This window comes from Bacillus cereus group sp. N24, assembly GCF_016483345.1.
Lineage (GTDB): Bacteria > Bacillota > Bacilli > Bacillales > Bacillaceae_G > Bacillus_A > Bacillus_A toyonensis.
In genome coordinates this window covers 357,020-376,412 of sequence record NZ_JAEHCA010000002.1, presented here as the reverse complement: position 1 = coordinate 376,412, position 19,393 = coordinate 357,020, and the positions used below count along the sequence as shown (strand labels likewise).

The following is a 19,393-nucleotide window of genomic DNA, read 5'->3' as shown; positions in this document are numbered from 1 at the left end:
GTTTTTACAACAACGAAAATGATAACGTTTACTTATAAACGAAATTATTTATAAATACGTAAAAATAGCCCGTATAGTTGAAATGATTTCTAATTCTCCCGATTGAATAGGTGGAGCTGTTTGCGCATGCAAAGTAGCATAGGAAGCAATCTCCCGTGGTAATTGAGCAGATTCTTCAACGAGTGAGAGGGGGACAGGATTAATATTTAAATTGTATGTACTCGCAATAGCACGAGCTTTTTCTACCGCTTGATGCAGAGCCTGAATAAGAGCTTGCTCATAATATTTATTTGGATGAGATATTCGAAAACGTAAACCTTTTGCTAAATTTGCTCCATTTGAAACGGCTATATCATATACTTCCCCTGCTTTTTGTACATTTAAAACGGTAATTTCATACAAATGTTCCACACGATATCCTTGTAGTAACGCTTTATCATTTACATACTCGTATTGAGGAGTGATCGTATAAGAAATCGTTTCTATATCTTTATCAGCAATACCAAGCTGTTTAAGTGCATCCAGCAATTGTTTTGATTGTACTGCATTTTCTTCTTGCGCTTGTTTCACATTTTTACTATCAGTTCGAATGCCAAGTGTTAATAGAACAACATTTGGTTTCGCTTTGACAACACCTTCACCTTGTACAGTAATAGTCGCTTCTTTACCAGCATTAGCTGTGCGTACGTTGTGTAAATAAGGATTCATTCCACCCTGCATTTTCCATCACCATCCTTTTTATATGTATATGTGTGAACAAAAAAGAAATTTATATGAAAAAAGTTACATAAATGAGAATGTTGAGGAAAGAAAGCATATACAACATAGGTATTTATAGATTATAATATGTGTAAATATGATAAAAAAGGGACGAGGCTAGTGAACGAAAAAAGAGAAACACTGATTTTAGATTTATCCGCATCATTTCGAAAGATGATACGTTTATTACAAAATGATATTAATACACGCTTTGCAGAACATATGCCATATAATGAATTTTCTGTATTACGTGCGTTATTTTTAAACAGTCCACAGATGGCTTCGCAAATTGCGAGTGAAGTAAACGTAACCTCCAGTCATATTACAGCTGTTACAGATCGTCTCGTACGAAAAGGGTTTGTAGAAAGAAAGCGTTCAAATTCAGACCGTCGTATCGTGTACTTAGAAATTACAGAACACGGAAGAGAAGTAACTGAAAAACTTGAAGCTGTGCGTAAGGAATACTATAAAGAGAGATTTAAAGGTTGGAGCGACCAAGAAATAGAAATGGTATTAGAATTATTTGGTCGCGTATTATAATAAATGAGGATAGGAAGCGAAAGCTTTCCTATCCTTTTTCTTTTGAATAAAAATATTTTGAAACTCCAATACTTTAATTAAAAAGAATCGGAGTGAAAAATTATGAAACGTATTTTTACGCTTTTCATTATGATTGGAAGTATGTTCTGCTTTAATAAGTTCGTGGATGCCGCAACGCCAATTCATGTCGTTCAAAAAGAATTACAACATATTTCAAATAAGCAACCTGTTTTATATTCAAAACTATGGATTCGTTCTATGCAGAATGCCATTTTATTTCATCATAGTGATAACATGCGGCATGAAGATACGATAAGCAATGTGACAAAGTCTTCTCTTGTAAAAGTAAAACAACTTCCACTTCAGAAAGCATCACAATACATCCCGAGATTATCACAATATATTTCTAAGTTTGAGGCTGAAAATGTTCAAGTGTATTATGTTGCAGCTCGTTATGAAGTGAAAAAAGAAAATCCGTATCAGTTAAATGGAATGAATTATTTTATGCAAGTGTTTATTCAACAAGGGGGAGAATGGAGAATTGCTGAAAGTATAGTTGCTCCAACAGATCAAATCGTAGCAAATGGTGACGGATTTGGAACGAAGCAAGAAAAAGAGTATGGGAAAAGAAGAGAGAATGTGAAATAACCTTTTTATTTAGATCGGGATATATATAATAAAAAAGCATTGCTCTTGTGCAATGCCTTTTTTATTTAGTTCATATAAGAGTTAAATAATTCCTAACATCTTTCTTTTGTCATTGTATGACTTTTTTCGTCAGCTTCTATTAATGCCATTGTTCCGTGTTTATAGTCTCACATCTATAATGCTTTTTGAAACATGTATCCACCACCTTAATGCATATTTATTTCCCTACAAAAGCAAACTTCAATTTTAATAGACGTGTAAAAATGAAGTAACTTATGATAGCAAATAGGAAAAATCCAACATAATAAGACAGTAGTGCATCTCGTCCGCCTAATATTCTACCGCCAAGCAGTCCGAAGCATAGAACAGTGCAAATCATGAACCATTTTTGCAAGTTAGGAAACAATAGTATTTTTCCGTTTTGTTCGTTCGGTGTACGTGTGTATAGAAAGGTTGCCATTGATAAAAAGATAATGATGTAAGCAAATGGTGTTAATAGTGTCCAAGGAGAAGGTACAGAAGTATGCTCCATTGGATTGTCCTGTGGTACACTAGAAAGTTTATTGCCATAGTCATCAAATGTTTCTATTGGGTGGTAATCATAAGTAATAGAAAAAGATTCTAATGGTGAAATGATACCTATATGTTGTAAGTACTCATGAGTATGGTTCTCTATTTCTCCCATTGCATCTAAAGACCATTGTGTATGGGAATAAATGAATCCGGAAATTAACAATCCCAAACCGTATGGTAAAAATAATAGAATGATAGTTAAACTACTTTGAGAGAATATATGTCCAGTAATGGTTCCGATAAATAAGGTGAATGTATAAATAGCGATAAGTACAACCGTAGCATATAGAAAGTAACTATAGAACGGAGTAAAGATTTGATGCTCATTGTGAAACGACATGTTCTTTATTCCGTACATGCTAATCCAGCAAACAATTTGCACTGTAATAATATTCAAAACACCAAGCCACCATTTTGTTAAAAAAATATCTTTTCGTTTAAAAGGCATCGAGAATAGAAAATCAGTTGATTGATTGTTACGTTCCCATCCAATTAAAAGACAAGCAAGTGCAATAAGAGTAGCTCCTTGAAAGAAGACGGCACCATCAGATGTCTGAAAATAGTAGGAGTAGTAATATGCATAGTCACCAAACTTCATTTGTGATTGTTTTAGCTGCATTTGCGCTTCTTGATAATATTTATAAGGTAGTTGATATAAACTAATTAACCAAAATAATAGAATTATATATTTTCCTTGCTTCCATTGCCTCATCCATAAAGCTTTATGAAACATGCGAATCCTCCTCAAACGTTGTGATAAAAATATCTTCGAGCGACATGGTTAATTCCTCAATGAGCAGTGGCTGTTCTTTATGAAACTTTTCTAATGTAGCTGCCACATTTCCCTCAATTAAGATGGTAAATACTTTTCCTGTTTGATTTAATATTTTAATATTGCTTAAGTTTTCTAGTTTTTGAGGTAATGACCGTTCATAAGCTACTTGTATTTTTGCAAATCGTGATTTTGCATCATCAAGTGAAGTAATAGATACCACGGTATGGCCTTTTAACATAATGATTGTATCTGCAATTTGTTCCACTTCATCTAAATGATGAGTTGAGATGAAAATGGTAATCTCTTTTTCTGCAACTTCTCCAACGAGAAACTGCAAAATCTGTCTTTTAACGATAGGATCGAGCCCATTTGTCGGTTCATCTAAAATGATATACTCTGCTTTTGTAGCAACGGCTAAAATGATCGCAAGCAGCGCTTTCATTCCTTTTGAGTAACTACGAATCCGCTTGTTTGGTAAGTTAAAACGTTCAAGCAGTTCGTAGAAATATGATTCATCAAATGCTGTATAAACTGCTTTATAAAATTTCACGATTTCTTTTACTGTATATCCGTTCAGTATGTTAGTAGAATCTGGGACATATACGACCTTTTGTTTCATTTCAGGATGCATATGAATATCTGTATCTTCATATGTAATTGTGCCTTCATCTGGGTCTAAAATGCCGATCATCGTTCGTAATAAAGTTGTTTTCCCCGCACCGTTTCTTCCGAGTAATCCGACGATACTACCTTTTTGTAATGTGAAAGAAACATCGTCTAAAATCGTTTGATTATCAATTGTTTTCTTCAAACTTGTCACTTTTAGCATCCATATTTCCTCCAATCTCTTTATAGTATGAATCTATCCAATCATGAATTTTATCTTTCGTAATCCCAAGATAAGAGGCTTCTAGTAATAATTGATGAAATTGCTTTTCAACCATAGCGATTTTCCTTTCGTCTAATGTTGGGGTAATCGATTGGGATACAAATGTTCCTTTTCCTCGTAACGTTTCAATAATCCCTTGTCGCTCTAATTCTTGATACGCTTTACTCACTGTATTTGGATTTATAACAAGTAATGAAGCGAGCTCGCGTACAGAAGGAAGTTTATCACTTGGAGCTAACATGTTTTTTAATACGAGTTCTTTTATATTTTGAACAATTTGTTCCCATATCGGAGTGTTGCTTCTTGGATCAAGTTGAATATGCAAGAGCAATGTCTCCTTCCTCATATGTATTAAGTGTACTACTATGCGTAATGCACTTAATACAATATAGGATATGAATGTATTTGTCAACTGAAAAAAATAGAAAAATATGGTATTAAAAAATAATAAATTGGAAAAAATAGGTCTGATATAGAATGGAGGGTTAGTCATGAAGCGAGTTTTTGGAATACTTGTTTGTTTCATGTTATTGCTTTCTGGTACTTCAGTTAGTTTTGCACAATCTGAGAAAACGAAGCAGGAGAAAACAGAAGAAACCGCGCCGAAGTTAGCGGAGCAAGCATCGTCAGCAATCGTAATTGAGCAAGATACAGGTAAAGTTTTATTTGATAAAAATCCGAATGAAAAGTTACCACCTGCTAGTATGACAAAGATTATGACAATGCTATTAATTATGGAACAAGTTGAAAAAGGAAAACTAAAACTAAACGATAAAGTTAGAGCAAGTGAACATGCAGCTTCAATGGGTGGATCACAAATCTTTTTAGAACCTGGGGAAGAGATGACCGTAAATGAAATGCTAAAAGGTATTGCCATTGCATCTGGAAATGATGCATCTGTTGCAGTAGCAGAGCATATCGCTGGTTCAGAAGAAGGATTTGTAAATATGATGAACAAAAAAGCGAAAGATTTAGGGTTGAAAAATACACATTTTCAAAACCCGACAGGTCTCCCGGCTAAAGATCATTATTCTACAGCAAATGATATGGCTATAATGGCGAGAGAATTGATGAAGTATCCACTTATCCGCAAATACACAGGTAAATACGAAGATTATTTACGAGAAGATACGGATAAGAAGTTTTGGCTCGTCAATACGAATAAGTTAGTGCGTTTTTATCCTGGAGTAGATGGTGTAAAAACGGGCTTTACAACAGAAGCAAAATATTGCTTAACAGCATCGGCTGAAAAAAATGGCATGCGTGTTATTTCAGTTGTTATGGGAGCACCTACATCTAAAGAACGGAACAATCAAGTGACGAAGCTTCTTGATTATGCATTTGGTCAATATATGACGAAGAAAATGTATACGCGCGGTGAAAAAATTAAGACTGTACAAGTAGGAAAAGGTAAAAAAGAAAAAGTAGATTTAGTTGCATCAGATAATGTGTCTCTTCTTATGAAGAAGGGCGAAAATATGGACAAAGTAAAGCAAGAAGTAATTGCTGAAAAGAAAGTGAAAGCACCGATTAAAAAAGGTGATGCACTTGGCACGCTTGTTATTAAAAAAGATAAAGAGGTTTTATTAAAACAAACAATCGTAGCAAAAGAAAATGTTGCTGCAGCAAGCTGGTGGGAGTTATTTAAAAGAAGTTTTGGGATGTTTTCAACATCAAAATAGCGGCAAACATTTTGCCGCTTTTCTATTCGTATGTAAGTAAATAATTGTTGAATGGTTTCACTTTATGGCGAAATAGTTCTTCTTTTGTCAGTAGGAAGGATTCTTATGTTGTATCACGAAAATCTTTATGTATGTAAATGAGTAAAGTTTGAGCATAAGGAGGAAATCGTGTGAGTCTTTCCATGCAATTAGAAGTAAAACGTGACGTCCTATGTGTGAGACTAGCGGGTGAATTAGATCATCATACTGCTGAAGAGTTGCGAACGAAAGTGACAGATATGATTGAGACACATGGTGTTCATCACATTGTTTTGAGCCTAGAGAACTTATCATTTATGGATAGTTCTGGTTTAGGTGTGATATTAGGCCGATATAAGCATGTAAAGGGATTAGGTGGAGAAATGGTTGTTTGTGCAATTTCACCGCCTGTTAAGCGTTTATTTGAAATGTCGGGCTTATTCAAAATTGTTCGCTTAGAAGAAAGTGAAGCGCACGCGCTCGCGACGTTGGGGGTGGCATAAATGAGAAATGAAATGAACCTTCAATTTTCAGCATTAAGTCAAAATGAATCATTCGCTCGCGTTACAGTGGCAGCATTCATTGCGCAACTAGATCCAACGATGGATGAGCTAACGGAGATTAAAACTGTTGTGTCAGAAGCGGTTACAAATGCAATTATTCATGGATACGAAGGAAATGCAGAAGGTACTGTTTATATTTCTGTAATTTTGGAAGAGGCAATGGTGAAACTCACGATTCGAGATGAAGGGATTGGCATCTTTAATTTAGATGAGGCAAGACAACCCCTTTTTACAACTAAACCTGAATTAGAGCGTTCCGGAATGGGATTTACTATCATGGAAAATTTTATGGATGAAGTAGAAGTTATTTCAAACGAATCTTTCGGGACAACAATCCATTTGACAAAATACTTATCAAATAGTAACGCTCTATGCAATTAAGGAGAATAGCCTATGGACATAGAGGTCAAAAATGAGAAGAAGAAACCTCAGTTAAAGGACCACGAGCTAAAAGCGTTAATTCAAAAAAGTCAAGGTGGAGATCAACAAGCAAGAGATACGATTGTTCAAAGTAATATGCGTCTAGTATGGTCGGTTGTACAGCGTTTTTTGAATCGAGGATACGAACCAGACGATCTATTTCAAATTGGATGTATTGGGCTCTTAAAATCGGTAGATAAATTTGATTTATCTTTCGACGTGAAATTTTCAACATATGCAGTTCCAATGATTATTGGAGAAATTCAACGATTTTTACGTGACGATGGATCAGTGAAAGTAAGTAGATCTTTAAAAGAAACAGGCAACAAAATTCGAAAGATGAGAGACGAGCTTTCGAAAGAATTCGGAAGGGCTCCAACGATTAATGAAGTAGCAGAGGCGCTAGAACTAACGCCTGAAGAAGTTGTTCTGGCGCAAGAAGCGAGTCGTCCTCCTTCATCGATACATGAAACCGTGTATGAAAATGATGGAGACCCTATTACTATTTTAGATCAAATTGCAGATCAATCTGAAACGAAATGGTTTGATAAAATAGCTTTAAAAGAAGCAATTAGAGAATTAGATGAACGAGAACGTCTTATTGTATATTTGCGCTATTATAAAGATCAAACCCAATCAGAAGTAGCAGAGCGCATAGGTATTTCGCAAGTACAAGTTTCAAGACTTGAAAAGAAAATATTAAAACAGATGAAAGATCGAATAGATGAATAACTGTCTATTCGATTTTTTTATGACTTTAATAGGAGGGAGTTGTTAATTTTCTCAAAAATTAACAGAATTTATTGATAATTTAGTTAATTTAAAATATAATCCAAGTATGAACTTGTCATAAAGGGGGAAGGAAACATGGAAACGAGGCAACAATGGGGAACGAGGGCTGGATTTATTTTCGCAGCGGTCGGCTCAGCCGTTGGATTAGGAAACATATGGCGTTTTCCTTATACAGCGTATGAAAATGGAGGAGGTGCATTCTTTTTACCGTACTTATTTGCATTATTAACGACTGGTATTTCATTGCTAGCATTCGAATTCGCTCTTGGGCATCGTCATCGTGGTTCTGCACCACTTACATTCTTCCGTATTCATCCACGTGCTGAATTTATTGGATGGTGGCAAATGTGTGTAACATTTATCGTTTCAACATATTATGCAGTAATTATCGCTTGGTCTATTTCGTATACGTATTTTGCAATTACTGGAGCGTGGGGGAAAGACACGCAATCATTTTTATTTAAAGAATATTTACATGTTGCAGATAAACCAGGGCAATTTGGGGGGCTTGTGCCAGAAGTATTAATTCCGTTAGCTCTCGTTTGGATTATTGTGCTTGGCGTTGCATTCAAAGGTGTTAAAAAAGGAATCGAAGTTGTTAATCGCATTTTTATTCCTTTATTAGTTGTTATGTTTTTAATTATCGTTGTTCGTGCAGTGACGATGGAAGGTGCGATGCAAGGGTTAGATGCCTTCTTTAAACCAGACTGGAGTCGTATTTTTGATGGGAAAGTATGGCTTGCTGCTTATGGACAAATTTTCTTTAGTTTATCTCTAGCATTCGGAATTATGATTACGTATTCTAGTTATTTACCGAAAAACTCAGATACAACAAATAATGCTTTTATTACAGGGTTTGCAAATTCAGGATTTGAATTATTAGCCGGAATTGGAGTTTTTGCTGCTCTTGGATTTATGGCAAATAACATGGGGGTACCAGTTGATAAAGTTGCGAGTGCTGGCGTAGGGCTTGCGTTTGTAGTATTCCCACAAATTATTAATGAATTACCGATGTCACCGTTATTTGGAGTATTATTTTTCTTATCGCTAACTGTTGCTGGAATTACATCACTCATTTCACTTGCGGAAGTATGCTTTGCGGCTGTATCTGAAAAATTTAGTTTGAGTCGTCAAAAGACGATTGGAATTATGGGAACACTTCTCGTGTTAGTTTCTCTTGTTTTTGCAACACGTGGTGGGCTTATGTTTCTAGACGTTGTTGATTATTTCGCTAATAATTTTGGATTAATTACAATTGCACTAGCTGAAGTGGTTACGATAGGTCTTATCTTGCGCCGTCTACCTATTTACCAAAATCATGCTAACTTTGTATCTGATATAAAATTAGGAACGTTTTGGAGAGTGAGTTTACTCGTTATTACTCCACTCATGTTAGGGTATATGTTAATTGATGGTGTAATCCAAAATATTAAAAAAAACTACGGAGATTATCCGACGGAATTTGTTGTAACATATGGTTGGTCGATAGCGGCAGCATTCCTTCTAGTCGCACTAGTTATTGGTTTGAAAAAATGGAATGCACAAATACATTCAGATTCTGCCCAGCTTGAAAAAGAATGGAAAGATCGAGGTGTTTCATGATGAGTGGATCAGCGATTATGATGATGGTTACTGGTATCGTAGTCATTTGGGGAGGACTTACATTAAGTATCGCAAATTTATTTAAGAAAAAGGCATAAGCTAAAAACATCTGTACCGAAACGGTACAGATGTTTTTTTATGAAAAAATTGTATTAGAAAAAAATTCAATAACCATACTACAACTACGAGGAAGAGTGAAGGGGTGAATGAAAATTGGAAGGAACGATCTATATTAAAATGCGCAATCGTTTAAAAATTTCTCCTGCGTATGAAATAAAGCTGAGTGATGTCGCTCAACTTGCAGGAGATTCTTTTGTAGTTGAGTCTTTACAAAATGAAATAGTTTACAACGTAACAGCACATGATAAGACGCATGTTGTAATTGATGTTATGAAAGTAATTGAAATTATTCAACAAAAAGCATCTCATGTACAAATTAATTTACTAGGTTCTGGACAAACTCTTGTTGAAATTATATATGAAAAAAAGAAAGTGCCCCCAATTTTCTTTGGGCTTGTATGGTTGTTGTTGTTCATTGGGGCGGCCCTTGCGATCATTTATTTCCATGAGGATGTAAGTATGCAACAAGTACACCAGCGGTTATATTACATGATTACTGGAGAGTTTAAGGAGCAACCACTATTATTTCAAGTTCCCTATTCAGTAGGTCTTGGATTAGGTATGGTTTTATTTTTTAATCATGTATTTCAAAAGCGAATTAATGAAGAGCCGAGTCCGTTAGAAGTTGAGATGTTTCAATATCAACAGTCACTTGATCAATATGTAATTGTTAATGAAAACAAGGATAACACGAAACAGCTTGCCGATGATTGAATATGGGTTTGTTATATTAATTGGTTTAGCTGGCGGGATTGCAGTAGGTAGCGGATATGTTGCCTTTTTAGCTGTACTTGGTATAATCCCTCGTTTAGCTCAATTAACGAGAAGTGGAAAGCATATTCAATATTTTGAGTGGGCTGTCATTGCGGGGACTTTAACTGGGGCTTGGTGTAGTTTGAAAAACATTACATTTCAAACATCGCAATATTGGCTTGTAATATTAGGTTTATTTTGTGGCACATTCATTGGAATGCTTGCTGCGGCATTAACGGAAGTATTAAATGTTTTACCTATTTTAGCGAAACGAGTCGGGGTAGAGGGGAAAATTGTTGTTTTACTCGTTGCTCTTGTACTTGGCAAAGTAATAGGCTCATTGTTTCACTGGATTTATTTCGTAAAGTAGGAGGCAATATATAAATGACAAACCGAAAACTGAAAGATGATTACATAAATAAAGTGAAGGAGTACCATCCAAAGCCAAACTATTTGCTAAATTGTGTGAAGGCATTTCTTGTAGGTGGGCTCATTTGTACAGTCGGAGAAATATTGATGAAATTTTATATACATTATTTTCACTTTAGTGAACAAGAGGCAGGAAATCCGACAGTTGCAACTCTTGTTTTATTGTCGGCGATTTTAACAGGATGTGGTGTATATGATAAAATCGGTCAATTTGCTGGAGCAGGATCGGCAGTACCAGTTACAGGATTTGCAAATTCTATGGCGAGCGCTGCGCTAGAACATAAGAGTGAGGGGATTGTTCTAGGGATTGCTACAAACATGTTTAAGCTTGCAGGAAGTGTTATCGTGTTTGGCGTTGTTGGAGCATATATTATCGGATTAATAAGATATACTTTTAAAATTTTTATGTCTTAAAGGAGGGGCGAGTATGAGGTTGACAGGAAAACAAACGTGGGTATTTCAAAATGATATTTACGTAAATGCAACGGGTACTGCTGTCGGTCCGAAAGAAGCTGAAGGCCCTCTTGGAAAATGTTTTGATATTTCATATAATGACTTGCATTGTGGAGAGGAAAACTGGGAACTTGCTGAACGAAAATTAATGTCAGACTCAATGCAACAAGCAGTGCAAAAAGGGAATATAAAAACATCACAAATTGATTTCTTTTTAGCGGGCGATTTATTAAATCAAACAGTGACAGCGAATTATGTTGCGCGTCAGTGGGGGATTCCTTTTTTAGGAATGTTTAGCGCTTGTGCGACGTCAATGGAAACTTTAGCAGTTGGATCAGCATTTATAGACGGTGGATTTGCGAATCGTGTCTTAGCTACGGTGAGTAGTCATAATGCAACGGCTGAAAGGCAATTTCGTTATCCAACAGAGTATGGGGGACAAAAGCCAGAAACCGCAAATTCAACTGTTACAGGTGCAGGATCCATATTAATTAGCAAAGAAAAAAGTGCAATTAAAATTACGGCAGCTACGATTGGAAAAGTGCAAGATTTAGGAATTATGAACCCTTTAGATATGGGATCGGCAATGGCACCAGCTGCTGCTCATACAATCCAACAGCATTTTGAAGATTTAGGAAGAAGCGCAGCTGATTATGATTTGATTGTTACTGGTGATTTATCGGCTGTTGGGACACCAATTGCAAAACAACTTTTACTTGAGGAAGGTTATGACCTTGGGCATATATACAATGATTGTGGATTAATGATTTATGATTCAAATCAAGAAGAAGTGTTTGCAGGTGGCAGTGGTTGTGCTTGTTCCGCTGTTGTCACATACGGCCACTTATTACGTGAAATGCAAAAAGGGAATTTACAACGCATTTTTGTCGTTGCAACGGGGGCTTTATTGAGCCCAATGATGATGCAACAAAAGGAAACGATTCCAACAATTGCGCATGGTGTTGTGTTTGAAAGAGTTAAAGGAGAGTGAATTGTGGATTTTGTATATGCATTTCTTGTAGGAGGAGCGATTTGTGTAATTGGACAAGTATTGTTAGATTTTGCAAAGTTAACACCGGCCCATTTAATGGCAAGTTTTGTAGTTGTCGGAGCCATTTTAGACGGATTCGGATTGTATGATAAGCTTATAAAATTTGCAGGTGCTGGAGCAACAGTCCCTATTACAAGTTTTGGACATTCACTATTACACGGAGCAATGCATGCGGCGGAAAAACATGGGTATTTAGGAATTGGTATCGGCATGTTTAGTTTAACGTCTGCGGGCATTTCCGCAGCTATATTATTTTCATTTTTTGTAGCACTTATATGTAAACCGAAAGGATAAATCAAATGAGACGAAGGGTTGTTTTGGTAACAGATGGAGATGAATATGCAAAGCGGACAATTGAGCTGTTAACAAAGGAATTTGGGGGCAGGTGTATTTCAGCATCGCAAAGTAATCCAACCAAATTGACAGGGAAGAAAGTTGTTGAGCTTATTATGCAAACGCCATATGACCCTGTATTTGTCATGTTTGATGACAGTGGATTTATTGGAGAAGGATCTGGTGAAAAGGCTTTAAAATATGTAGCCACACATAAACAAATTGATGTACTTGGTATTTTAGCGGTAGCATCTAATACACATCATTGGGAATGGGCGCGTGTAGATGTAAGCGTAGATCGGAATGGGAATTTAACAGAATACGGTGTTGATAAATTTGGACTTCCAGATGGTGAAATTGGCAGGATTAGTGGGGATACGATTTATTGTTTAGATGATTTGAATGTTCCAGTCATTGTGGGGGTCGGTGATATTGGTAAGATGTGTGGAAATGATGAATGGGAGAGAGGATCACCTATTACTAGAAAAGCAATTCAATTAATTTTGGAAAGGAGTGGGTTTTATGACGAAGCCTAAAAAAGTGAATATCCCGATTTCGTCTTTTTTAAGTGATAATGAAAATTACTTAAAGCAAACTGTTGGATTGGGTGTCACATATGATGTTGGTATTCGTAAATTTCAAATTTTAAACAAAGAAATTGGTGTGTTATTTGTAAATGGACTTTGTGATACGAATTATATTATCCCTATTTTAGAAGAAGCGGTGGATACAAATGAAATAAGGGATGTAGAAGAAGATACAGTAAAGCTTTTAGAGAATCGTTTAATTCATCAACAAGTAAGTAAAGTAAAAACGATGGATGAAGTAATGCTCCAAGTATTATCAGGGCTTATTGTTATATTTGTGGAAGGTGAAACGGAAGCTTTTGCAATTGATGTTCGTAGTTATCCGGGGCGGACACCGACAGAACCAGATACAGAAAAGGTAGTACGTGGTGCAAGGGATGGTTTTGTTGAAAATATCGTTGTAAATACAGCGTTAATTCGTAGAAGGATTCGCGACCCACGTCTTCGAAATGAAATGGTTCGAGTAGGGGATAGATCACAAACCGATATTTGTATTACATATGTACAAGATGTTGCAAATCCAGATTTAGTGAAGATTATAAAACAAGAATTAAATAATATTGAAGTAGATGGGATTACGATGGCGGATAAAACGGTGGAAGAATTTGTAGTCAAACAAGGTTATAATCCATTCCCGCTTATTCGCTACACAGAAAGGCCAGATGTAGCAGCGAACCATTTGTTAGAAGGACATGTGTTAGTACTGGTTGATACATCACCAAGTGCTATGATCACTCCAACAACATATTTCCACCATTTACAGCATGCAGAAGAATTTAGACAAAATCCAGCTGTAGGTACATTTTTACGTTGGGTACGTTTTTTAGGTGTTATTTTCTCGTTATTTTTATTACCATTTTGGTTAGTATTTGTATTTGATCCAACTCTTTTGCCACCGAATCTTGCTTTTATTGGACCGACTAAGATGACGCATTTACCAATTTTATTACAAGTGTTAATGGCAGAGGTCGGACTTGAGTTTTTAAGAATGGCTGCCATTCACACTCCGACGTCGTTATCGTCTGCGGCGGGGTTAATTTCTGCTATATTAATTGGTCAAATTGCCATTGATGTAGGGTTGTTTGTACCAGAAGTTATTTTATATGTAGCTGTTTCGATGATTGGGGCATATGCAACACCGAGCTATGAATTAGGACTAGGAAATAAGGTTGGGAAATTGTTTGTAATTATTTTAACAGGTCTCTTCCATGAGATAGGGTTTGTAATTGGAATGACGATATTGATTTTATTTTTAACGTCTATAAAAAGTTTACAAACACCGTATTTATGGCCGTTTCTACCATTTGATTGGGGCGCGTTAACGAAAATTTTACTCCGACCAACTATGTCTAGTTTAAAAGTGCGTCCTAGTATTGTGCGACCTCAAAATGTAAGAAGACAAAAATAAACGGGATTATGCTCCCGTTTATTTTTTTATTGAAAATTTATTTTTTTTTTAACAAAAACCAAACATTTTTTGTGTACACTTAGAGTAGATATTGTGTATGAAAGGGGAAGAGGACATGATTAAATTATTTGTAAGTGATTTAGATGACACGCTCGTTTACAATGTGAATGATATGCAAAAAGAAGATGAACGTGCACTTTGTTGGCTAGCTGAAAAAGGGACAAATATTTGTTTTGCCTCTGGCCGCTTTACTCACCGAATTGATGAAGTCGTAAAAAAGTTTTCATTCCCGTATTACACAACAGGTTTAAATGGGGCGACAATGTTACTGCCGGACGGTAAAATATTTCATGAATCAAGTTTTGAAGATAGTGTTGCCCAGGAAATATATCGATATATACATAACAAAGGACTAGCAGATATTGTTTGTGCAAATGAGCAGCGATATACAAAAAGAAAAAATGAAAATCATCATACTTTTGAAGAGTATATGGGGGTACATATTGCTGAAATAGAAGCGTTAGAAGAAGAATTTGGTAAGACTGTACATCCAGCGAAATTATTTGTATTTGGAGAAGAAGAGAAAATTGTAGCATTAGATCAAGAGTTACGAAATACGTTTCACAGTGAAGCGGAAGTTTTTATATCAGGTAAACGTTATGTTGATATTATGCCAAGGGGTGTAAGTAAGGGGAGTGCTTTAAGGCGACTAATGGAACATTTAAAAATTGAAGCAAATGAAGTTGCCTGCATTGGAGATTCTTTTAATGACATTTCAATGTTTGAAGTAACCCCGCATTCATTTACTCTTCATCATGCTCATCCATATGTGAAGGAGAAAGCAAATTATGTTGTTCGTTCGGTTGAAGAAGCTGTTATGAAATTACCGTTACTTGTATAAAAAAGAAGCTCGTCACTGACGAGCTTCTTTTTACTTGAATAAAGATTTAACAAAATCAATGATACTTGAGAAGAAATCTTTAACTTTATCTAGGAAACTTTGCCCTTCTTCAGACCCTAAAAAGGCAGAAACGTGTTCTTTTGCTTTATTTAACTGACTGCCAACTTGATTCCAATCGATATTAAGATTTTTCATTTTATCAAATAACGCTACTAAGTTATCCAACTGTTCATCCGTTAATGTAATGCCGAGTTGATCAGCAATTTTTTTAATTAATGAACGTAAATCTTCCGTTGTTTTTGGCTGCTCTTTTGCAATCTCTTCTTTAATTTTTGCAACAAGTTGAACTGCTTTTTCTTCACCAATTTTATCGCCGAGCTGGGCCGTTTGCACCATCTCTTCATTGGCTACTTTTTTTACTTCCTCAGGAATTGCTTTGTTCGATGTTGTTTCATAGGCCTTCATTAAACCTGTTAAAGCAGCAGTTCCTGAAACTTTAAATGGTGCAGTAATTTGAATCTCTGCATCTTTCACACCTGCTGTAATAAGTGCGTTTGTGTACATTGCATCTGTTATTGAATTAATGTTTTTTGAACGTACAATGAGACCAGATCCTGGCTTTGTGTATGTAATCATAGAAGAGGAAATTGCTCGCGTACCAATTTGTGCTTTTGGAACAATTCCTTCTAGAAATTTATGTTCTTCCGCATTAGACACAGTAATAATTGTAGCATCTTTCGGTGCTTTCATTTCTTTTAACAGATCTTGTTTTTGTTGTTCAGATAAGTTTTCTCCTAGTGTAACAATTGATTCTCCCTCAATGATGTCTGCAAATGAAGCTGTTGGCATCATAAATACCGTTACAGCTAATAGCAGAGCTAGTAATTTCGTTTTCACGAAAAATCGCTCCCTTTCTCTTTCTAAAATTTTCGGGCAACACAGTTATTATAGTATATATTTCTTATTTGTCACCTAGCTTTGTCCACATTTCGAAAAAGAAGTATGTAGATTGTCGGATTCTTTTTTGTTTCTAGTCATGAATGTGGTAATATAGTGCTGAGATACTTGAAAGGAGACATATACATATGAAAACTTTAGGATACATATTAATGGAAAATGGTGAAAAAATCGAATTGGAATTTTTCCCAGAAGAAGCACCGAAAACAGTAGAAAACTTTAAAAAATTAGCAGAGCAAGGATTTTATGATGGTGTGACATTCCACCGCGTTATTCCTGGCTTCGTAAGCCAAGGTGGAGACCCAACAGGAACAGGTGCAGGTGGCCCAGGTTACTCTATCCCATGTGAGACGGATGGAAATCCTCATAGACACCTTGTAGGATCACTTTCTATGGCACATGCTGGCCGTAACACAGGTGGTAGCCAATTCTTTGTTGTTCATGAGCCACAACCGCATTTAGATGGCGTACATACTGTATTTGGTAAAGCGACAAGCGGTATTGAAACAGTATTAAACATGCGTCAAGGCGATGTGATGAAAGAAGTTAAAGTTTGGGAAGAGTAAGTTATGGAAAAAGGGAGCTTTTGCTCTCTTTTTTATTTTTTAAATAGGAATGAGTATTTTCTTTACAGTACATGATACAAACTGTACTGTAATTGTTGCTAAAATATATGACTTATGAGAACAAACTTTTAACAAATTACATAGAATACACTAGATTATATGTTTCAATAAACATTTTTTATTATATTAATTTTGCTAGAATTAAGTTGCTCTATGGTGACTAATAATGAAGCGGTAATGAGTAGCGGATGTTACTTTTAACTATCATATAGCATTGTCTTTTATTAAAATCTACTTAGAAAGAAATAGTACTGAAACATATATTTGACTTTCTTCTTTTCGCTTTGTATGATTATCAAGTTGTTTTAGGCTCTTCTCACTCTGTTGAAAATATTGTAAAATGAATGTGATATGAAAAGAGTGATTGAGGGGATTCATAGTTTGTAACTTTTGTAAGAAGGGATAAGGGTTATGTTAATTCGTTTTAAAAAAAGTTATGAAAAAATTGCAATGGGGCTTCTTTCGTTTATGCCAACTGAAAAAGATGTGAAAACATTACAATTGACAATGAAAGAGTATGAAGCGAAAGAGGATTGGCAATTGTATTTGTGGAAGCAAAATGAAGATTTTGTTGGAATAATGGGGATTGTAAAAAAAGAGAATCAAGTATTAGAAATTCAGCATTTGAGTGTGAACCCGTCTCATCGTCATATGGGAATTGGGACGATGATGGTTCAAGAGTTAAAGAGCAAATTTCTTGAGTTTACAATTTGCGGAAATGAGCAAACAGCTAGTTTTTGCGAAAAGTGTAAAGGGCTTGAACAAAATATACATTCATGAAAGCAGGGATAAGTAGTTTATTATCTCTGCTTTCTTTTTTGTAATTGTTCTTTGCGTTCAGTGATGACTTCTGTTCGATCACGTAATGTGTGCTTGTGTAGGATATATTCACTAGGAGTAGCGTTCATATCTTTCCACGGAAGGTTTTGTTTCTGACATAACTGCATACATTTCTTTTCCAATGATGTGTCCGATAATGGTAAAAATAACGGTACAAAACTTTCTTTTTTTTGTATAGATTGCACTCTTTCATTGAGTAAGGGTAGAAGTTGCGCTTGATTGATTCCTAAACGTTGTAAAAGTGCACTGTTTTTTTCTAAAATTGTGATTGCACTTTTCATCATCTTTGTGGCGCCATTCCAGTTAGTGCGTCTTTGGTGGTATAAAGAAACTGCCACTTGAATGAGACCGACTAAGTAATCATCACGATTTCCTCTCGGTTTGGTTTTCCAATACTCTTCCAATATTTCGTGACATTCAAAATAGTCATAGTCTCCGTGAAAATGAATTAAAAATTGTATGTATTCGGTAGGATACATATTTTTCGCCCCTATCTAACGATTATAAATACAAGTGTATCATAGAAATATGAACAATAAACGACTAGGGGATTTTCCCTAGTCGTTTATTGTTCATGTTAGCAGAAGCAAGCTGCCCCTACAATAATTAGTAAAATAAACAGTACAACAAGTAATGCGAACCCACCGCTAAAACCGCAATCAACGTGACCCATAGTTTTTTGACCTCCTACATTGTTCTTACTACACTGTTATCATATGAAGCTGTGGGCATGATGACATAGGCATAGGTCTATTTTTAATTAAATTTCTTAAAAAGGTTGGATAGAACATGAGTATGCTCTATACTTATGTTGTTATAGAAAAAATGTGGTGGGATGCTTTGTGCAGTATAATTTTAAAGTAGAGGCTTTTGAAGGGCCTTTAGATCTATTGTTACATTTAATACATCGTTATGAAATTGATATATATAATATTCCTGTAGCGGATATTACAGAACAATATTTGTCTTATGTCCATACGATGAAAGAACTACAATTAGATGTTGCAAGTGAGTATTTAGTAATGGCTGCAACGTTATTGCAAATTAAAAGTAAAATGTTGTTGCCGAAACATGAAGAAGATGTACTTGATAATGGTGATGACTTTATAGATGACCCTCGTCAAGAATTGATGGAGAGGTTAATTGAATATAAGAAATATAAGCAAGTTGCTACTGAGTTAAAAGAAAGAGAACAAGAAAGAGCACAGCTATATACACGTCCGCCAATTGATTTTACATCGTTGCAACAAGAAGAGGAGACAAGCTTACCTCTTGATGTTACGTTATATGATATGCTAGCGGCATTTCAAAAATTAATGCGCCGTAAAAAAGCAAAGAAACCTGTAACAGCACGAGTTACTCGTCAAGAAATACCAATTGAACAAAGAATGACTGATATTCTAAAACAGTTAGAAATAAAAGGTGGCCGTCAAAGTTTTTATGATTTGTTTGCTGATGAAGAACGTGAAATAATGGTTGTAACATTTTTAGCGGTTCTTGAGCTTATGAAAAAACAACAAATTAGCATTGAGCAAGAACATAATTTTGATGAAATTTTTGTATCGAGTTCTAATAAATCCGCATAGAGCTTGTATGGGAAATGGGATAGAGAAACAGTTTATCTCATGTTACGTTTTAATGAATCGTTTGGAACAAGAAAAGAAATATTGAACC

Annotated in this window: 26 protein-coding genes; 19 read left to right on the top strand and 7 right to left on the bottom strand. The window is 35.5% G+C overall.

The window, feature by feature from the left end; genetic code table 11:
• Positions 1–48 precede the first annotated feature (48 nt).
• The gene (locus JDS95_RS04895) at positions 49–720 is read right to left on the bottom strand and encodes an SIMPL domain-containing protein (protein ID WP_001161433.1); all 672 of its coding nucleotides are present in this window, start codon (positions 718–720) and stop codon (positions 49–51) included.
• A 159-nt stretch (positions 721–879) separates the two neighbouring features.
• On the opposite strand from JDS95_RS04895, the gene JDS95_RS04890 reads away from it, so the two are divergent.
• Both JDS95_RS04890 and JDS95_RS04885 read left to right on the top strand, forming a co-directional pair.
• Complete coding sequence (locus tag JDS95_RS04890; protein ID WP_001003306.1) at positions 880–1,299, top strand: MarR family winged helix-turn-helix transcriptional regulator; 420 nt, start codon at positions 880–882, stop codon at positions 1,297–1,299.
• 102 nt (positions 1,300–1,401) lie between these two features.
• Positions 1,402–1,947, top strand: coding sequence for a hypothetical protein (locus JDS95_RS04885; RefSeq protein WP_000821092.1), 546 nt, complete (start codon positions 1,402–1,404; stop codon positions 1,945–1,947).
• A 217-nt stretch (positions 1,948–2,164) separates the two neighbouring features.
• On the opposite strand, the gene JDS95_RS04880 is transcribed toward JDS95_RS04885, so the two are convergent.
• The 3 genes from JDS95_RS04880 to JDS95_RS04870 are packed head-to-tail and all read right to left on the bottom strand — an operon-like array spanning position 2,165 to position 4,509.
• Positions 2,165–3,253: an ABC-2 transporter permease gene (locus JDS95_RS04880; RefSeq protein ID WP_000468507.1), complete on the bottom strand. Its 1,089-nt coding sequence runs from the start codon at positions 3,251–3,253 to the stop codon at positions 2,165–2,167.
• Entirely contained in the window at positions 3,243–4,124 is an 882-nt protein-coding gene (locus JDS95_RS04875; RefSeq protein ID WP_199690302.1) for an ABC transporter ATP-binding protein, read from the bottom strand. Before JDS95_RS04875 ends, JDS95_RS04880 begins: the two co-directional genes overlap by 11 nt.
• Positions 4,090–4,509 (bottom strand): GntR family transcriptional regulator, encoded by a 420-nt coding sequence (locus tag JDS95_RS04870; protein ID WP_085450649.1) that lies wholly within the window; start codon positions 4,507–4,509, stop codon positions 4,090–4,092. Before JDS95_RS04870 ends, JDS95_RS04875 begins: the two co-directional genes overlap by 35 nt.
• A 166-nt stretch (positions 4,510–4,675) precedes the next feature.
• Here JDS95_RS04870 and dacF point away from each other — a divergent pair, with 166 nt between their 5' ends.
• The 14 genes from dacF to JDS95_RS04800 all read left to right on the top strand — a co-directional run bounded on the left by dacF (position 4,676) and on the right by JDS95_RS04800 (position 15,296).
• Positions 4,676–5,866, top strand: a complete 1,191-nt coding sequence (gene dacF / locus JDS95_RS04865) for a serine-type D-Ala-D-Ala carboxypeptidase DacF (protein WP_000831988.1) — start codon at positions 4,676–4,678, stop codon at positions 5,864–5,866.
• 170 nt (positions 5,867–6,036) lie between these two features.
• On the top strand, positions 6,037–6,387 hold the full coding sequence (gene spoIIAA, locus JDS95_RS04860) for an anti-sigma F factor antagonist (protein WP_000059133.1): 351 nt from the start codon (positions 6,037–6,039) through the stop codon (positions 6,385–6,387).
• Entirely contained in the window at positions 6,388–6,828 is a 441-nt protein-coding gene (gene spoIIAB, locus JDS95_RS04855; protein ID WP_001243394.1) for an anti-sigma F factor, read from the top strand.
• A 12-nt stretch (positions 6,829–6,840) separates the two neighbouring features.
• On the top strand, positions 6,841–7,599 hold the full coding sequence (gene sigF, locus JDS95_RS04850; RefSeq protein WP_000350732.1) for an RNA polymerase sporulation sigma factor SigF: 759 nt from the start codon (positions 6,841–6,843) through the stop codon (positions 7,597–7,599).
• Positions 7,600–7,734: 135 nt separating this feature from the next.
• The gene (locus JDS95_RS04845; protein ID WP_000450075.1) at positions 7,735–9,261 is read left to right on the top strand and encodes a sodium-dependent transporter; all 1,527 of its coding nucleotides are present in this window, start codon (positions 7,735–7,737) and stop codon (positions 9,259–9,261) included.
• The gene (locus JDS95_RS04840) at positions 9,258–9,359 is read left to right on the top strand and encodes a methionine/alanine import family NSS transporter small subunit (protein ID WP_242474165.1); all 102 of its coding nucleotides are present in this window, start codon (positions 9,258–9,260) and stop codon (positions 9,357–9,359) included. The genes JDS95_RS04845 and JDS95_RS04840 overlap by 4 nt, the downstream gene beginning before the upstream one ends.
• A gap of 115 nt (positions 9,360–9,474) precedes the next feature.
• Entirely contained in the window at positions 9,475–10,095 is a 621-nt protein-coding gene (locus JDS95_RS04835; RefSeq protein WP_000399262.1) for a stage V sporulation protein AA, read from the top strand.
• A complete protein-coding gene (spoVAB, locus tag JDS95_RS04830; protein ID WP_000575192.1) occupies positions 10,088–10,504 on the top strand; it encodes a stage V sporulation protein SpoVAB in 417 nt (138 codons plus the stop codon). The genes JDS95_RS04835 and spoVAB overlap by 8 nt, the downstream gene beginning before the upstream one ends.
• Before the next feature lie 14 nt (positions 10,505–10,518).
• Positions 10,519–10,977 carry a stage V sporulation protein AC gene (gene spoVAC / locus JDS95_RS04825; RefSeq protein WP_000184907.1) on the top strand — a complete coding sequence of 153 codons (459 nt, stop codon included), beginning with the start codon at positions 10,519–10,521 and terminating at the stop codon, positions 10,975–10,977.
• 13 nt (positions 10,978–10,990) lie between these two features.
• Entirely contained in the window at positions 10,991–12,007 is a 1,017-nt protein-coding gene (spoVAD, locus tag JDS95_RS04820; protein WP_001241136.1) for a stage V sporulation protein AD, read from the top strand.
• 3 nt (positions 12,008–12,010) lie between these two features.
• Positions 12,011–12,361 carry a stage V sporulation protein AE gene (spoVAE, locus tag JDS95_RS04815; RefSeq protein ID WP_000348322.1) on the top strand — a complete coding sequence of 117 codons (351 nt, stop codon included), beginning with the start codon at positions 12,011–12,013 and terminating at the stop codon, positions 12,359–12,361.
• Between the two features lie 5 nt (positions 12,362–12,366).
• Entirely contained in the window at positions 12,367–12,936 is a 570-nt protein-coding gene (gene spoVAEA / locus JDS95_RS04810) for a stage V sporulation protein SpoVABEA (RefSeq protein WP_001254416.1), read from the top strand.
• Positions 12,923–14,395 carry a spore germination protein SpoVAF gene (spoVAF, locus tag JDS95_RS04805; protein ID WP_000165603.1) on the top strand — a complete coding sequence of 491 codons (1,473 nt, stop codon included), beginning with the start codon at positions 12,923–12,925 and terminating at the stop codon, positions 14,393–14,395. The genes spoVAEA and spoVAF overlap by 14 nt, the downstream gene beginning before the upstream one ends.
• Before the next feature lie 97 nt (positions 14,396–14,492).
• Positions 14,493–15,296, top strand: coding sequence for a Cof-type HAD-IIB family hydrolase (locus JDS95_RS04800; RefSeq protein ID WP_002044766.1), 804 nt, complete (start codon positions 14,493–14,495; stop codon positions 15,294–15,296).
• A gap of 30 nt (positions 15,297–15,326) precedes the next feature.
• Here the strand turns inward: JDS95_RS04800 and JDS95_RS04795 are convergent, their stop codons facing one another.
• Positions 15,327–16,193: a DUF1002 domain-containing protein gene (locus JDS95_RS04795; protein ID WP_000850510.1), complete on the bottom strand. Its 867-nt coding sequence runs from the start codon at positions 16,191–16,193 to the stop codon at positions 15,327–15,329.
• Positions 16,194–16,381: 188 nt separating this feature from the next.
• Between JDS95_RS04795 and JDS95_RS04790 the strand changes: the two genes are divergently transcribed.
• Both JDS95_RS04790 and ribT read left to right on the top strand, forming a co-directional pair.
• A complete protein-coding gene (locus tag JDS95_RS04790) occupies positions 16,382–16,819 on the top strand; it encodes a peptidylprolyl isomerase (protein ID WP_000853789.1) in 438 nt (145 codons plus the stop codon).
• Positions 16,820–17,290: 471 nt separating this feature from the next.
• Positions 17,291–17,659 (top strand): GNAT family N-acetyltransferase RibT, encoded by a 369-nt coding sequence (ribT, locus tag JDS95_RS04785; protein WP_000908405.1) that lies wholly within the window; start codon positions 17,291–17,293, stop codon positions 17,657–17,659.
• A 20-nt stretch (positions 17,660–17,679) separates the two neighbouring features.
• On the opposite strand, the gene JDS95_RS04780 is transcribed toward ribT, so the two are convergent.
• Both JDS95_RS04780 and JDS95_RS04775 read right to left on the bottom strand, forming a co-directional pair.
• Positions 17,680–18,198 (bottom strand): DUF309 domain-containing protein, encoded by a 519-nt coding sequence (locus JDS95_RS04780; RefSeq protein WP_000283583.1) that lies wholly within the window; start codon positions 18,196–18,198, stop codon positions 17,680–17,682.
• Between the two features lie 98 nt (positions 18,199–18,296).
• Positions 18,297–18,392, bottom strand: a complete 96-nt coding sequence (locus tag JDS95_RS04775; protein WP_000510194.1) for a YjcZ family sporulation protein — start codon at positions 18,390–18,392, stop codon at positions 18,297–18,299.
• Positions 18,393–18,561: 169 nt separating this feature from the next.
• Here JDS95_RS04775 and scpA point away from each other — a divergent pair, with 169 nt between their 5' ends.
• On the top strand, positions 18,562–19,305 hold the full coding sequence (scpA, locus tag JDS95_RS04770) for a segregation/condensation protein A (protein ID WP_001199750.1): 744 nt from the start codon (positions 18,562–18,564) through the stop codon (positions 19,303–19,305).
• Positions 19,306–19,393: the final 88 nt, after the last annotated feature.

Coding starts and splice junctions, on each gene's coding strand:
- JDS95_RS04895 (WP_001161433.1), bottom strand. CDS start 720: ATGCAGGGTGGAATGAATCCTTATTTACACAACGTACGCACAGCTAAT.
- JDS95_RS04885 (WP_000821092.1), top strand. CDS start 1,402: ATGAAACGTATTTTTACGCTTTTCATTATGATTGGAAGTATGTTCTGC.
- JDS95_RS04880 (WP_000468507.1), bottom strand. CDS start 3,253: ATGTTTCATAAAGCTTTATGGATGAGGCAATGGAAGCAAGGAAAATAT.
- JDS95_RS04875 (WP_199690302.1), bottom strand. CDS start 4,124: ATGCTAAAAGTGACAAGTTTGAAGAAAACAATTGATAATCAAACGATT.
- dacF (WP_000831988.1), top strand. CDS start 4,676: ATGAAGCGAGTTTTTGGAATACTTGTTTGTTTCATGTTATTGCTTTCT.
- spoIIAB (WP_001243394.1), top strand. CDS start 6,388: ATGAGAAATGAAATGAACCTTCAATTTTCAGCATTAAGTCAAAATGAA.
- sigF (WP_000350732.1), top strand. CDS start 6,841: ATGGACATAGAGGTCAAAAATGAGAAGAAGAAACCTCAGTTAAAGGAC.
- JDS95_RS04845 (WP_000450075.1), top strand. CDS start 7,735: ATGGAAACGAGGCAACAATGGGGAACGAGGGCTGGATTTATTTTCGCA.
- JDS95_RS04840 (WP_242474165.1), top strand. CDS start 9,258: ATGATGAGTGGATCAGCGATTATGATGATGGTTACTGGTATCGTAGTC.
- spoVAB (WP_000575192.1), top strand. CDS start 10,088: ATGATTGAATATGGGTTTGTTATATTAATTGGTTTAGCTGGCGGGATT.
- spoVAC (WP_000184907.1), top strand. CDS start 10,519: ATGACAAACCGAAAACTGAAAGATGATTACATAAATAAAGTGAAGGAG.
- spoVAD (WP_001241136.1), top strand. CDS start 10,991: ATGAGGTTGACAGGAAAACAAACGTGGGTATTTCAAAATGATATTTAC.
- spoVAEA (WP_001254416.1), top strand. CDS start 12,367: ATGAGACGAAGGGTTGTTTTGGTAACAGATGGAGATGAATATGCAAAG.
- spoVAF (WP_000165603.1), top strand. CDS start 12,923: ATGACGAAGCCTAAAAAAGTGAATATCCCGATTTCGTCTTTTTTAAGT.
- JDS95_RS04800 (WP_002044766.1), top strand. CDS start 14,493: ATGAAAGGGGAAGAGGACATGATTAAATTATTTGTAAGTGATTTAGAT.
- JDS95_RS04790 (WP_000853789.1), top strand. CDS start 16,382: ATGAAAACTTTAGGATACATATTAATGGAAAATGGTGAAAAAATCGAA.
- ribT (WP_000908405.1), top strand. CDS start 17,291: ATGTTAATTCGTTTTAAAAAAAGTTATGAAAAAATTGCAATGGGGCTT.
- JDS95_RS04780 (WP_000283583.1), bottom strand. CDS start 18,198: ATGTATCCTACCGAATACATACAATTTTTAATTCATTTTCACGGAGAC.
- JDS95_RS04775 (WP_000510194.1), bottom strand. CDS start 18,392: ATGGGTCACGTTGATTGCGGTTTTAGCGGTGGGTTCGCATTACTTGTT.